9 protein-coding genes and 2 pseudogenes are annotated in these 14,189 nt (G+C 58.3%); 6 read left to right on the top strand and 5 right to left on the bottom strand.

All coding sequences use genetic code 11. The features are described 5' to 3' along the window. Window positions 1-7 precede the first annotated feature (7 nt). The 3 genes from hrpA to G5229_RS03470 form a co-directional block, all read right to left on the bottom strand. The gene (gene hrpA, locus G5229_RS03480; protein WP_421208470.1) at window positions 8-3,922 is read right to left on the bottom strand and encodes an ATP-dependent RNA helicase HrpA; all 3,915 of its coding nucleotides are present in this window, start codon (window positions 3,920-3,922) and stop codon (window positions 8-10) included. Between the two features lie 240 nt (window positions 3,923-4,162). Continuing rightward, complete coding sequence (locus tag G5229_RS03475) at window positions 4,163-4,585, bottom strand: CBS domain-containing protein (RefSeq protein WP_421208468.1); 423 nt, start codon at window positions 4,583-4,585, stop codon at window positions 4,163-4,165. Window positions 4,586-4,706: 121 nt separating this feature from the next. Further along, window positions 4,707-5,984: an HD domain-containing phosphohydrolase gene (locus tag G5229_RS03470; protein WP_421208466.1), complete on the bottom strand. Its 1,278-nt coding sequence runs from the start codon at window positions 5,982-5,984 to the stop codon at window positions 4,707-4,709. A gap of 220 nt (window positions 5,985-6,204) precedes the next feature. Here G5229_RS03470 and G5229_RS03465 point away from each other — a divergent pair. Further along, a pseudogene (locus tag G5229_RS03465) lies at window positions 6,205-6,349 on the top strand (IS5/IS1182 family transposase); the annotation flags it as partial. A gap of 135 nt (window positions 6,350-6,484) precedes the next feature. Further along, window positions 6,485-7,524: pseudogene (locus G5229_RS03460) on the top strand (IS481 family transposase). A 115-nt stretch (window positions 7,525-7,639) separates the two neighbouring features. Here G5229_RS03460 and G5229_RS03455 read toward each other — a convergent pair. Next, the gene (locus G5229_RS03455; protein ID WP_421208465.1) at window positions 7,640-8,701 is read right to left on the bottom strand and encodes a tyrosine-type recombinase/integrase; all 1,062 of its coding nucleotides are present in this window, start codon (window positions 8,699-8,701) and stop codon (window positions 7,640-7,642) included. A gap of 312 nt (window positions 8,702-9,013) precedes the next feature. Between G5229_RS03455 and sbcB the strand changes: the two genes are divergently transcribed. Beyond that, complete coding sequence (gene sbcB, locus G5229_RS03450) at window positions 9,014-10,441, top strand: exodeoxyribonuclease I (protein WP_421208464.1); 1,428 nt, start codon at window positions 9,014-9,016, stop codon at window positions 10,439-10,441. A gap of 155 nt (window positions 10,442-10,596) precedes the next feature. Next, on the top strand, window positions 10,597-11,097 hold the full coding sequence (locus G5229_RS03445; protein WP_421208526.1) for a hypothetical protein: 501 nt from the start codon (window positions 10,597-10,599) through the stop codon (window positions 11,095-11,097). Window positions 11,098-11,175: 78 nt separating this feature from the next. On the opposite strand, the gene G5229_RS03440 is transcribed toward G5229_RS03445, so the two are convergent. Next, on the bottom strand, window positions 11,176-12,885 hold the full coding sequence (locus G5229_RS03440; RefSeq protein WP_421208463.1) for a glycoside hydrolase family 36 protein: 1,710 nt from the start codon (window positions 12,883-12,885) through the stop codon (window positions 11,176-11,178). Window positions 12,886-13,045: 160 nt separating this feature from the next. On the opposite strand from G5229_RS03440, the gene G5229_RS03435 reads away from it, so the two are divergent. Both G5229_RS03435 and G5229_RS03430 read left to right on the top strand, forming a co-directional pair. After that, window positions 13,046-13,402, top strand: a complete 357-nt coding sequence (locus G5229_RS03435; RefSeq protein ID WP_005333279.1) for a CidA/LrgA family protein — start codon at window positions 13,046-13,048, stop codon at window positions 13,400-13,402. Then, the gene (locus G5229_RS03430; RefSeq protein WP_421208462.1) at window positions 13,399-14,085 is read left to right on the top strand and encodes an LrgB family protein; all 687 of its coding nucleotides are present in this window, start codon (window positions 13,399-13,401) and stop codon (window positions 14,083-14,085) included. Before G5229_RS03435 ends, G5229_RS03430 begins: the two co-directional genes overlap by 4 nt. The last annotated feature ends 104 nt before the right edge of the window (window positions 14,086-14,189 follow it).

Raw genomic sequence — 14,189 nt, 5'->3', positions numbered from 1 at the left:
TAGCAGCTTAGCACTGAGCGATGGCGTTAAGCACCCGTTTATCGGAGACCGGATAAGGGGTGCCCAGATTCTGGGCGAAGAACGACACCCGCAGCTCCTCGATCATCCAGCGGATATTGGCCACCTCGGTGGGCACCAGCTGGGATTTGGGGATCTTGGCCAGCAGCGCCTTGTACTCCGACTCCACACTGTGCACCTTGAGCATGTAGACCCGATCCCGGTTGGAATCGATGGCCAGCTTCTCCAGACGTCGCTCGATGGCCCGCAGGTAACGCAGCAAGTCAGGCAGCCGCTGCCAGCCGGTCTCGGTGACAAAGCCCTTGTGAATAAGGTTGCCGAGCTGCTGCTGGATATCTGACATGGCAAAGGCGGTGTCGAGCTGCATCTTGCCCTTGAGCCGCTTCTTGATCTCATGGGAGAGCGTCAGCACGGCTTCCACCTGCTTGGCCACCTCCACCACCGCATCGTTGAGCTCGGCGCGAACATACTCCTTGAGCGCCTCGAAACCGGCCTCGTCCCAAGCCAGCCCGCCATGCTGCTCGATCAGCTTGTCGCAGCCACAGGCAATGCAGTCGTCAATCAGCTCCGCCACCTTGCCAAACGGGTTGAAATAGAGCCCGAGCTTGGCCTTGTTGGGCAGCTTCTCCTGCAGATACTTGATGGGCGATGGCACGTTGAGCAGCACCAGCCGGCGCTGACCGGCCCACATCAGCTGCTGTTGCACCACCGGGCTCTCCACCAGCTGGATGGCTACCGAATCCTTCTCGTCTACCAACGCCGGATAGGCTTTCACCTCGAAGCCGCCCCGCTTCTGGCTGTACTCTTGCGGCAGCTCGCCAAAGCTCCACAGGGTGAGACCGGATTGTTCGATGTCATCGTCCGCCACTTGCGACAGGGTCTCCTGCACCTTGCCACGCAGCGACTCTTTCAAGGCTTCCAGATCTTTGCCTTCCGCCACCTTCTTGTGCTTGTCGTCCACCACTCGGAAGGTGAGTTTCAGGTGATCGGGTACCGCAGCCCAGTCCCAGGATTCGCGAGGTACGGTGACACCGGTCATGCGGCGAAGCTGACGCTCCATCTCGTCCAGCAGCGGTCCCTGTTCGGGGTTGATGCTGGCAAGCAGCGCATCGGCATAGTTTGGCGCCGGCACGAAGTTCTTGCGCATCGGCTTGGGCATCGACTTGATGAGGGCCACCAACAGCTCATGGCGCAGCCCGGGGATCAGCCACTCGAACCCCTTCACCTCCACCTGATTCAGGAGCGGCAGCGGAATATGCAGGGTCACGCCATCCGCCGCCTCCCCCGGCTCGAACTGATAGGTCAACTTGAGCTTGAGGCGCCCCTGCTGCCAGAAGTTGGGGTAGTCGAGATCGCTGATGTGGGCCGCATCCCCCTTCATCAGCATCTCTTTCTCGAAGTTGAGCAGTTCGGGATCCCGCTTTTGCGCCTCTTTCCACCACTTGTCGAAGTGGCGGGAGGAGATCACCTCCTCCGGCAAACGAGCATCGTAGAAGCGGAACAAGTCCTCGTCATCCACCAGGATGTCGCGCCGACGGGATTTGTGCTCCAGCGCCTCCACCTCGGCCAAGAGCTTGCGGTTATCGCTGAAGAAACGGTGACGGGTCTCGAAATCTCCCTCCACCAGCGCGCGGCGGATAAACAGCTCACGACACAGCGCCGGATCGATGCGGCTGAAGTTGATGGTGCGCTCATTGACCAGAGTCAGACCATAGAGGGTCACCTTCTCCTTGGCCATCACGGCGCCATTTTTCTTCGACCAGTGGGGGTCGCTGTGGTGCAACTTGATGAGATGGCCCGCCAGCGGCTCCACCCACTCGGGCTCAATCTTGGCGTTGATACGGGCGTAGAGGCGCGAGGTTTCCACCAATTCTGCGGCCATCACCCACTTGGGCGGCTTCTTGAACAGACCCGAGGCCGGGAAGAGGTGGAAACGGCCATTGCGAGCACCGAGGAACTCGGGCTTTTCCAAATCCTTGTTGCCGATATGACTCAAAAGGCCGGTCAACAGCGCGCAATGCACCGTCTTGAAATCTGCCGGTTCATGGTTGGCTTTAAAACCAAGCTCTTTCACCGTCTGACGCAGCTGGAAATGGATATCCTGCCATTCGCGCACCCGCAGGTAGGAGAGAAACTCCTTCTGGCACATGCGGCGGAACGGGTTGCTGCCAAGGGCATCCTGCTGCTCTTTCAGGTAGTTCCACAGATTGACGAAGGCGAGGAAGTCGGAATCCTTGTCCTCAAAGCGCCTGTGCTGTTCGTCGGCGGCCTGCTTCTTCTCCATGGGCCGCTCGCGGGGATCCTGAATGCTGAGGGCCGCAGTGATCACCATCACCTCGCTCAAGCAGCCGGTCTGCGCCGCGCTGATCACCATCTTCGCCAAACGCGGATCAAGGGGGATGCGCGAGAGCTGGCGACCGGTCTCGGTCAGCTGCAACTTGGCTTCGCGCTCGCCGGTGGCGGGCAGCTCGCGCACCGCCTCCAGCTCCTTCAAGAGGGTCAGGCCGTCCTTGATATGGCGCGACTCTGGTGGCTCGACGAAGGGGAAAGCCTCCATATTGCCAAGGCCGAGCGCCAGCATCTGCAGGATGACGGAGGCCAGGTTGGTGCGCAGGATCTCGGGGTCGGTGAAGGCAGGGCGGCTGTTAAAATCCTCCTCCGAGTAGAGGCGGATACAGATGCCGTCCGCCACCCGACCGCAACGCCCTTTACGCTGGTTGGCGCTGGCCTGGGAGACCGGCTCGATGGGCAGGCGCTGCACCTTGGTACGCCAGGAGTAGCGGCTGATGCGGGCTGTGCCCGGATCGATGACGTAGCGAATGCCCGGCACCGTCAGCGAGGTCTCCGCCACGTTGGTGGCAAGCACGATGCGCCGCCCAGCATGGGGCTGGAACACCTTGTTCTGCTCGGCGTTGGAGAGGCGGGCGTAGAGCGGCAGCACCTCGGTGTCGCGCAGATTGAGCTTGCGCAAGGCATCGGCGGTATCGCGGATCTCCCGCTCGCCGTTCATGAAGATAAGAATGTCCCCGAGCCCCTCGCGGGCCAGCTCTTCCACCGCGTCGAAGATCCCCTGCAGTTCGTCGCGCTCTTCAAGACCTTCGCTCTTGTCACTGCTTTTTTTATCAACAAATAGCGGACGGTAGCGCACCTCCACCGGATAAGTGCGACCGGAGACCTCGATCACCGGCGCCTTGTTGAAATGGCGGGAGAAACGTTGCGGGTCTATGGTGGCCGAGGTGATGATCACCTTGAGATCGGGGCGCTTGGGCAGCAGTTGCTTGAGATAGCCCAGAATGAAGTCGATATTGAGGCTGCGCTCGTGGGCCTCATCGATGATGATGGTGTCGTACTGGGTGAGCATCCGGTCGTTCTGGATCTCCGCCAGCAAAATACCGTCAGTCATCAGCTTGATGTGGGTCTGCTCGCTCACCTGATCGGTAAAGCGCACCTTGTAACCCACGTAGTGACCGAGTTCGGACTCCATCTCCTCGGCAATACGGGCCGCCACAGTGCGGGCCGCCAGACGGCGCGGCTGGGTGTGGCCGATGAAGCCCTTGACCCCACGCCCAAGCGCCAGACAGATCTTGGGGATCTGGGTGGTTTTGCCCGAGCCTGTTTCCCCTGCAATGATCACCACTTGATGTTCTTGAATGGCCTTGGCGATCTCCGCCTGCTTCTGGCTCACTGGCAGGTTGTCAGGATAAGTGACCTTGGGCACTCCGGCCAGACGGGTTTGATAACGCACTTCGGCGACGGCCAAATCAGCGGCGATGGTCTCCAGTACGGCGGCCTGTTTGCCTTCAGGCAGCTTCTTGACCCCGTGCAGACGGCTGGAGAGGCGGCGGGCGTCGAGATTCATGCAGGCAGAGAGACGGCGGCGCAGCGCCTCGATAGAGAGAGACAAGGTACGAATTCCTTAAATAGGTGCCCAAAGGGGCCATATCGATAAGCTGGGAGCGATCCTAAAGAGCGAGCGGGGGCGGTGCAAGCCTTAACGTAGCGTTATATATGGGAAGACAGAGAGATTGGCCGCTCCTCAAACATGACAAAACAACCATTGTAAGATGGCATAACATGAATAAATGGCAGCATATTAAATAGCCAAGGCAAGCCGAAGCTTGCCTTGGGAGAGAGAAAAACAGGGTTAACCGTGGGAATGATGGACAAAACAGGTGGTGAGCTGGGCGTGAATGGCCTGCATGACGTTGTGGCGATTGATGACACCGAGCAGGCGTCCCTCCTCCACTACCGGATAGATCTTCGGCTTTTGCCCCATCATCATCTCCGCCAGACTCAAAATGCTGGTATCGGGTCCCACCGACAACACCTCCTTGCGCATCACATCCTTGACCTGCGCCACCTGTTCGCAGTGATAGGCCTCTTTAAGCAGCACTGCGATGCAATCCTGCTCGGAGATCCAGCCAATCAGATGGCCCTGCCCATCCACCACCGGGCCACCGAGCTGATGACTGTTCAGAAATTTCTCGACCGCAGCCTGCACCATCATGTCTGCAGTGAAGGTAATAGGTCTGCTCTGCATATAATCCCTGGCTTTTAGCGATTCCATATCAATTCCCCTATCCATAGTCCAATCAGGCTGGCGTCTTGCGCGTCAGTACCGGCACCACGCACGGCTTGCTCCAAGCATAGCTGGCTCACTGCCGGATGGGTCAGCCTCTCCTCCCCCATCAACCGATTGCATATCTGTTTTCATTGGCCGGCATGGCCGCAGCCATCATCTGTGGCAGATGATCCGCTAACGTCGCCACCACGACAGGATCTACCCGACCCTGAGCCGCCAGTTGTTGCATAAAGGCCAGAGCATCACGAGCAGGCAGCCCACGTCGATAAGGTCTGTCCTGCACCATGGCCTGGAAAATATCGGCTACCCGCAGGATGCGCGCTTCGAGCGCCATGGCGGATGCCGGCAGATGGAACGGATAGCCCTCCCCGTCAGGCTCCTCATGGTGATAGGCCGCCCAGCAGGCTATCTCCTCAAACCCTTCGATATGACGCAGGATCTGGTAGGTTTCGAAACTGTGGGTATTGATGATTGCCCGCTCCTCCGGCGTCAAGCCGGCAGGTTTGTCCAATATTTCATCAGGAACCCTCAACTTGCCGAGATCATGCAACAGCCCTGCAATTTCGAGCATGTCACAATGGACACTACTAACCCCCAGCCGCTCAGCCAGGGCACGCGAAAGACGGCTCACTCCGAGGGAGTGTGTCATAGTGAATGGACTTTTGGCATCAACGATACCCGAGAAGATCCTGGCCAACGCTTTTAGCTCACCATTATCGGTGATGCAGGACTCCCGCTGCCTCAGCATCTCGTGCATGTAATCATTGATGGCTCGCGCCTCCAGTTGCAACCAGAACGCCTCCGAGCGGGAGGCTTGGAGAAAACCATCCAACAGATCGGTGGCAAAGAACTCGTCACGGCAATCCTGCAGGCGTGCACGGATCTCGTGTGTATGCATTAACAATGAGCCATCGCCATAGAATGGGGCAGCCAGCGCATCGCAACGATCCACCAGAAAGATAAGGTTGGCCTGACGAGCAACCCGGGGGTCCACATCGGCCATCTCGCGCAAGAGATGCCAGTGGGTATGATGATAACGGATAGGCAGTGCCAACGGGGCCAGCAAGCGGAAATCCTTGAGCAGCTGATATCCTACCTCGCAGTGACGCTGGGAGGACTCCCAATCGAACTCACTAACCAGATGGTGATGGGTGATGGTCGAGGAGACACCAATATCGTGCAGCACGCCGAGCTCAAACAACAAACAACATTCAGCTGTATCCAGCCCCAATACCCGACCACACTCGGCCGCCATGATCCCGACCCGTTTACCATGGGCCACATCGCCAATTCCTACCAGATCCAGTGACGCAGACAAGGCATAAACGACCTGTCTGAGATCCACCTGAAGCGAGCACGAACCGGCTTCCTGCGCTCTGTTCATGATCCCTGTCCAGTGCTTTTTTGTGATTATGCAAGGGTGTCGTTTTACTCCTTGCTACTGATAAATCTAGTCATTAATCCCATGGTTTACCTCATCACGGTTTTTCAAAAAGCAGTGCAAAGAGGCTTATAGAGCCCTTGTATCCCTACTACCGCTCAACCGGGCCTCTTTCACGCGAACAAGACCTGCTGCTCGATGGGATTGCCGGGATACACCCAACCGGCGTAGAAGGATAAAAGCGGTCATCGCACAGCATGTGCGAGCAGTCGCGACACCATAAGGTTCCGCACACTGGTGTTAAACAAAGCTCGTTATTGCAGCTAAATGCAGTCGCGCGGTGCTTCGGATGGCTGAAGAGGTTTCAGATATGAAAAACAGGCGAGAGGTTATGCTGTATGGAAATGGTATTCACCTGACAGTTGCCCACAAAAGGGAGTGGTCATACGGCTTCAAACCGGATAACAAAACGGTACCCCTACCGTGTTATCTTGAGTCACCATATTACCACCAACGAGAAAGTAGCACGTCGTAAACTCAGCCTGCTAGAGCTTGCCAAAGAGCTCAATAATGTCAGCAAAGCCTGCAAGCTCATCGGCTACAGCCGTCAGCAGTTCTACGAAATTCGCCGTAATTACCAGACCTATGGCGCCGAGGGATTGCTCGACAAATTGCCCGGCTGTAAAGGGGCTCATCCCAACCGGGTTGCGCCCGAGATTGAACAGGCCATCCTCGATTACTCCCTCACCAGACTAACTCATGGCCCGCAGCGGGTCGCACAAGAACTGGCTCTGCAAGGCATCAACGTCAGTGCGGGCGGTGTGCGTGGCGTGTGGCAACGGCACGACTTGCTCTCCAAACACGACCGCTTGCTGCGCCTTGAGAAAACACACCGGGAGCTGACCATTGAGCTCAATGACGAGTAAATTCGCCTGTTCGAGCGTCTCAGCCCAGAGTTTCGAGAACGTCAGATTGAGGTCCACTACACCGGAGAACTGGTGGCTGTCGACACCTTCTTCGTCGGCGCGATCCAAGGGGTTGGCAGGTGTATCAGCAAACCGTGCTGGACTGCTACAGCCGCCACGCCTGGGGACGGCTCTACATCAGCAAGCTGCCGGTGACCTCGGTCTATGTGCTCAATGAAACGGTACTGCCGTTTTCCGAGGCCCACGAGGCACGGGTCTATACCATTCTGTCGGATAACGGGCGCGAGTTCTGTGGGCGCCCAGACCATCATCCCTACGAGCTGTTCCTGCAACTGGAGGGGATTGAGCACCGGACAACCAAGGTACGCAGGCCGCAGAGCAACGGCTTTATCGAACGGCTGCATCGCACACTGCTGGATGAACACTTCCGTATCAAGGGGAGGACGACCTGGTATGAGTCGATAGAGCAGATGCAGACAGACCTGGGTAGCTACCTGGCGCACTACAACACCCAGCGGCCGCATCAGGGCAGGATGATGGAGGGACTGACGCCCTACAGCATGTTCAAGAAGGGTCTGAAATTGATACCGAAGGAAGTGCGCTCTAAAGTAGCGTAAACAAGACACCGGCTTGAGGCCGGTGTCAGGTGATAACTAGATCTGTACACACTTGCGCATGAGGGATACCACCTTTCCCAAACCCATCGACCACCAGCCACTGCGCTGGATAAAGTCACACATCATGGCCTGGATTGACAGCCACAACCGGATCAGTGGCAACGCCTAGCTCCCGCTGGATCACTGTCCACCAGCGCTCATAGGCAGCCGCTTGATCCTCAAGCCAGTCATGTTTGTTGTAAACAGCCATCACGCCAGTCAGGGTGTGCCCCAGCATCACTTCGGTGATATGGGGCGACACCCCCAATTCCGATAGCCTGGTCGACAGCGTTCGACGAGCATCATGAATCCGCCAATGGGGGATCCCCAGGCTGCTGCGCAAGCGGCTCACCAACCGATTACATGAGTGGATCTCTAGCGGACCATTCCCCTCCCCCTGACCGGGGAACAGATAGACCGGGTCCACCGACGCCATGGCGGCTCGTTCGAACAATTGCTTGCCCACCGATGTGATGGGGCGGCGGATAGGCCTGCCGGTCTTGCTGATCTCCGCCGGCACGGTCCAGACCATAGACTCGTAATCCAGGTCCTGACGCCTGAGCGTTCTGGCCTCGGAAAGCCTGCACCCATAGACCAGGCAGAGCAGATGAATCACCTTGTTGCCGGTGCCAGTCCGACTGGCCTCGATGGCCCGCCAGATCTTCGCAACCTCTGGCACCGTCAACACCCGGTGACCGGTCTTAGCGGGAGCGCCAACATCCCTGGCCCGCAGACTCATCATGTTGGGCATGTAGATCGTGCCGCAGCGAGCCTGCCAGTTGAAGCACGCCTTCAATGCCGTGATCACAGCCCGGGTTACCCCTGGTGCCCGCTCACTTATGGTATCGAAATAGCTCAACCACATGTCCATGGTGATCTGGTTGATTGGCCGGTCAGGCAAGCGGTTCTTCACTGACGAGAAGGTATAGAGATAGTATTTCTGGGTGCCTTCTCGGCACTCCCGCATCACGTACTTCTCGAACCACTCATCAAACAAGGCTGCAGGCGTAGGCTCGTCGCCCGAGGCACTGATCCGCGCAACACCGCTTTTGAGCTTATCGGCCTTTATCCGGGCCTCTCGCAAGGTCAGAATCGGGTACCGACCAAGAGAGGTCCGAACCCGCTTCCCGTCGACCACATGCCGAACTTGGAACGCAACTACCCCTTCGGTGAGACCCGGACACTCAACCCATCACCGTCGCTCACTTCGCTCGGGCCAGCATATGGTTTACCATTCAGCCCTCGAAGCCAGCTATCTGATAACGCCATTGCTACCCCATTAAAATTTTGTACCACTCTCATGGGGTATTTTGTACCAGATAATGTACCAGCAGGCCATTGAACAACGTCAGGTTTGGGTGAACGATGAAAGTGTCTTCGGAATTTTCACCTCACCAGAACGGCACTAAACCCTGAAAAATCAATCAGAAGCGCGAACACACAAGAACACATGAGCACATCAGCGAAGCAGACCACCCAGCCCACTTACTACTTCCACGACTACGAGACCTTCGGCATCAGCCCCGCCAAGGACAGGCCATCGCAGTTTGCCGGTATCCGTACTGATGCAGATTTCAACCTCATTGGCGAACCGCTGGTCATCTACTGCAAGCCGCCGGCTGATTACCTGCCAGATCCGGAGGCGTGCCTGATTACCGGTATCACGCCACAAAAAGCGATGAAGGATGGGCTGTGCGAGGCGGATTTCATTCGCCAGATCCACGAGCAATTCGCCACGCCGAATACCTGTGTGCTTGGCTACAACAGCATCCGCTTCGATGATGAAGTGACCCGCTACACCCTCTATCGCAACTTCTATGACCCCTATACCTACAGCTGGCAGAATGGCAACTCTCGGTGGGATATTCTCGACATGCTGCGGGCCTGCTATGCCCTGCGACCAGAGGGGATCGAGTGGGCGTTTGACGATGAGGGGAAACCGAGTTTCAGACTTGAAAAGCTGACGGTCGCCAACGGCGTGACTCACGCCAATGCCCACGACGCACTCTCGGACGTACTGGCCACCATCGAGATGGCCAAGCTGGTGAAAAAGGCCCAACCCAAGCTGTTTGGTTATCTCTTTGACCTTCGCAACAAGAATAAAGTGAAGGCGCTGATTGACGTGGTGACCATGAAGCCGCTGGTGCACGTCTCCGGCATGTTCTCCCCCTGGCAGGGTTGTGCAAGCTGGGTCTCGCCACTCGCCTGGCACCCCACCAACCAGAACGCGGTGATCATGGTGGATCTGACCCGTGACCCCACCCCGCTCATTGAACTCTCCAGCGAGGAGATCCGCGAGCGCCTCTACACCAAGAAAGAGGAGCTGGGGGATCTGGCAAGCATTCCGGTGAAACTTGTGCACATCAACAAGTGCCCGGTGCTGGCACCGGCCGCCACCCTGACGGCGGAGCGCGCCGACGAGCTCGGCATCAATCGGGAGCAGTGCCGCAAGAGCCTGGATCTGCTGCGCGCCCACCCCGAGGTGCGGGAAAAACTGGTGGAAGTGTTCAATCAGGAGTTCGCCGGCAGCAATGAGAGCGACCCCGATACCCAGCTCTACGCCGGATTCTTTGGCCATGGCGACAAGTCCACCATGGATCTGGTGCGTGCCACCCCCGCGGATCTGCTGGGTGAGAGGGAGTTCGCCTTTACCGACGCCCGGCTGCCGGAGATGCTATTCCGCTACCGCGCCCGCAACTGGCCACACACCTTGAGCGAAACAGAGCAGAAACGCTGGCGCCTGCACTGCAGCGACTACTTCAGCCGTCGTCTGCCGGACTACGTGCCCCGTCTCGAAGCGCTGGCAGAGCAGAACCAGAGTAACGAACGGAACTTTGCGATTCTAAAGAGTCTCTACCACTATCTGGAAGATTTATGAGTTGTGAGTAGTTTCACAATAAATCCTTCCCGCCCATCCCCTTCTTCAGGTCATAATGACGAAGGGGATTTCCCCAAAAACCAATATCTTGCAACATCCTGAGCGGATGTCTCCCAAGCAAGAGATCTCTTTGGCAGAACGGAAGCCATTTGCTGATGCCTCGTCACCACGCACTGCTCGGATTACTGGCCCTGCTGCCGCTGGCAGCCAACGCCGCATACCGGTTCGATGTGCCGGATTATCTTGCTCGCCTGCCCGAGCAGACCTATCGCATCGTAGAACAGAACTTCAATACCCTTTATCAGCAGACTGATTTCACTCCCCTGATCACCAACAGCTACTTCAACGGTTCCCATCTCTACAAGTTTGTCGGGGTACCGCTGGCCATCAGCGCCCAGTCAGGTTTCCAGCTGGAGGTGTTTGGTCAGGTCTATAACCGCGCTTCGCAAGTCTATATGCACCTGAGCGAGGACATGTCCCTCTATCGGGTGATGCGGGTCGATCTGATGGGGAACCCCAATGATCAGCTGGCCATCGGTTTTGGTCTGGGGGTGCCCATCACCCCGTTGCTGACCCTCAAGGCGATCGCCTCCGGCAGTGATATCCCGGGCTATGGCTCAGCCAAATACGCCGTCGGCTTTGAGTGGCGTTACTGAAAAACGTGGCTGATAACCGCTGATTGAAACAATTCAGGCTCCGTGATGGAGCCTGAATTGTTTATGGTGAGGCTGTGATCAGACGTAGTGGATCACCCGCCCCTCGCCCCCTTGCAGGGTCACAGCCGTACCGACTGCCTGTCCCTGCCAAAAATCGGTTCCCCCTTCCGGCAGCAGAAACTCCTGTGGTTGCTCCTCCCAGTTGAAGAGGCAGAGCAGAGTGTCACCCTCGGGCAGGCTTACTTCGCCGCAGGCAAAGTCCATCGACTCGAAACGGGCAGAGGGTGCCCGGGCGGCGCAGAGCGCCAGCAACTTGCGCAGTTGCGCAGCCTGCTCCTCATCGAGATCTTGCAGCCGATCACCCGCCAGCATCATGCCGCCGCTTGCCACCAACGCCGCCAGATGGAAACTATATTCCGCCTGGCTTGCCTGCTGGCTTGGCAGATCCCGCAGACAGATGCAGTCGGGGTCGAGGGCCCAGAGCTTGTCATTTTGCCAGGTGCGGCAGAAGGCTTCACGGGCAATTTGGCGGTAGCGGTGGCCATTGCGCTCCACGTCATCGCTCACCCGCATGCCGTGCACCAGCCCAAGGCTTGGCCAGATGGGGGCGTTGCAACCGAGCAGGAAAGCCCCTTCACCAGCACCACGCAGGATGGCGGCCATGCCGCGCCGATAGGCTTCAACCCGGGTGGCGGCCGGATCATGGAAACGGCCACCATGGATGGCGCCCCAGAAGTTGGCATCGAGCTTGAAGTAGTGGATGCCCCACTGCTCACGCAAAGTACGGAACACCCGCTCGAGGTGCGCCTGCACCTCGGGGTGGGTGCCGTCCAGCACATACCAGGGAGTACAACGCCAACCGCCATAGGTGACCCGCTCGGAGGGGAGCGGCAGGCCGTCATCCCCCTTCACAAACCAGTCGGGATGCTCCTGAAACACCTGTGAACCGGGCTCTGCAATAAAGGGAGCGACCCAGAGGGCTGGCTCGCAGCCAGCCTGTTTGATCTCGGCAGCCAGTGAGGCTACACCTTGCTCGAACTTGGCCGACGGGGTAAGCCAGTCGCCCATTTTGGCCTGATAGCCGTCGTCGATCTGCACATAGCGCAGGGCCGGGAAGCGCTCGGCACGCACCTGCAGGTTCTCGCGAATATCGGCAGCGCTCACCTCGGCGTAGTAGTGATACCAGGAGCACCAGCCGCTCGGGCGCTCACTCACCTTGCCGATCAGAGAGCCATGTTCGGCCTCGATCAGCCGTGCCAGCTCAGCCAGCAGATCCTCGCGCTCCGCCCCTTCGAGGCAGATCAGCGCCTCGCTCTGCCAGTGCTCACCAGCGGCGAGTTTTCGCCCTTCGCAATTCATCAGGATCTGCAAGCGACCATCGGGATAGAGGCGAAACTCCCCGCCAAAACGGTGGCAGCTGGCAAAGGCGAGCAGCAGCCACCCCTTGCCATGCTCCACCAGCAACAGGTTGTGAATGGTGTGATAGCCATTGTCATCGGTGATGCGATAGACGCTGGCATCGGGGCAACGGCCGACATGTTGTGGTGATTGCCAGCTACCCATGGTCTGGGCCAGCATCTGGAATCCTTCGCCATAGATGGCGCTCTCCACCGGCAGGCCAAGCTTGCCGTCAAATAGCACCCAGCGCTCAACCGGAGTGGCATCAGCGCCAGTGTTGTCGAGTCGCACCCGACACAGGGGCCCTTCCCACTGACGGGTTTGCAGCAGATGGGGTGGCAACGCATTATCATTCGCCAGCTGGCGAAGTCGGGACAAGAGGGATGTCATCACTACTCCTTGTAGTTCGAAAAGGGTTCTATCAGGCACTTTTCAAAAAATGCCAATCAAATCAGCTTCAAATGAACTGATTTCAGTTGTTATTGTTTTAATGCCGCGACCCGGCCTCTCTGGTAAACTGCGATTTTTCTTCCCAGTCGATGAGGTTCACGTGATCGCGCAACGCGCCTTGCTGTACTTTCGTGACTTTATGGTCATCGTCGCCTGCCTGCTGGCAGGCAAATCCGTGGCGGCCATCCTGCCATTTGCCTTTCCCGGCAGCATCATCGGCATGCTGCTGCTGTTCGTCCTGCTCTCCCTTCAGCTTATAAAGCTGCACTGGGTCGAGCTGGGGGCAGGCTTGCTGCTGCGCCACATGGGCGTTTTGTTCGTGCCGGTTGCGGTCGGACTGGTTGCCTGGCTTGAGCCCCTGCGCCAATCCTTCGGCGTCATCATGCTCTGCATCGTGCTCGGGATCGTGCTGATCCTCGCCACCGTCGGTCGGCTCTACCAGAGGATGAACAAATGATCTTCTGGCTAGCCATTCCCCTGACCCTGGCGCTCTATTTCGCCACCCGCACCCTCTATCGCCGTCTGCCCTGGCCCATCATCAACCCAGTGCTGGTGCCGACCGGGGTGATCATCGGCCTGCTACTCTGGTTCAACCTGCCCCTTGAGCAGTACGAACGCGGCAGCAGCCCCATTACCATGCTGCTGGAGCCCGCCGTGGTGGCGCTGGCGCTGCCGCTCTATCAACAGGCGCGCCAGATCCAGGCCAAGCTCAAGCCCATCCTAATCTGTACCCTCGCCTCCGTCTTGATCTCGGTGTGCACAACCCTGCTGATCGGTCATTTTATGGGCACAGATCCGGCGCTGCTCGCCTCATTGGCGACCAAATCGATCACCACCCCGCTAGCCATGAGCGTCAGCCAGTCCATCGGCGGCATTCCCGCCATTGCGGCCGCCGTGGTGGTGGTGGTGGGGATTATCGGTGCCCTGATCGGCTACCCGCTGCTCAAACTGCTGAAAGTGACCGACCCGGAAGCACAAGGGCTCGCCATGGGGGCCTGTGCCCACGCCATCGGCACCGCCACCTCCGCCGAGAAGGGGATCACCCAGGGCGCCTTTGCATCGCTCGCCATGGTGGTGTGCGGTATCCTCACCGCTGCCGTCGCGCCCCTCCTTTTTGCCATCTATCACTGGCTCACCTGACCGATGATTAACCACCCCGACGGCTCTGCAGCGCTGTCGGGGTGCGACCTGCCGCACAATTTGCACAAGACAAACGTTTCCATTACCATCCCCCTCCGTTTGCC

The sequence above is a fragment of the Aeromonas sp. 602396 genome, from assembly GCF_049173735.1.
Lineage (GTDB): Bacteria > Pseudomonadota > Gammaproteobacteria > Enterobacterales > Aeromonadaceae > Aeromonas > Aeromonas veronii_A.
Note: the sequence above shows the minus strand (reverse complement) of the source record. Positions and strands in the feature narration are given on the sequence as shown.

What these genes read in the sequence shown, in the direction of transcription:
- G5229_RS03440 (WP_421208463.1), bottom strand. Translation starts at nt 12,885, where the DNA reads ATGACATCCCTCTTGTCCCGACTTCGCCAGCTGGCGAATGATAATGCG.
- G5229_RS03475 (WP_421208468.1), bottom strand. Translation starts at nt 4,585, where the DNA reads ATGGAATCGCTAAAAGCCAGGGATTATATGCAGAGCAGACCTATTACC.
- sbcB (WP_421208464.1), top strand. Translation starts at nt 9,014, where the DNA reads ATGAGCACATCAGCGAAGCAGACCACCCAGCCCACTTACTACTTCCAC.
- G5229_RS03470 (WP_421208466.1), bottom strand. Translation starts at nt 5,984, where the DNA reads ATGAACAGAGCGCAGGAAGCCGGTTCGTGCTCGCTTCAGGTGGATCTC.
- G5229_RS03430 (WP_421208462.1), top strand. Translation starts at nt 13,399, where the DNA reads ATGATCTTCTGGCTAGCCATTCCCCTGACCCTGGCGCTCTATTTCGCC.
- G5229_RS03445 (WP_421208526.1), top strand. Translation starts at nt 10,597, where the DNA reads ATGCCTCGTCACCACGCACTGCTCGGATTACTGGCCCTGCTGCCGCTG.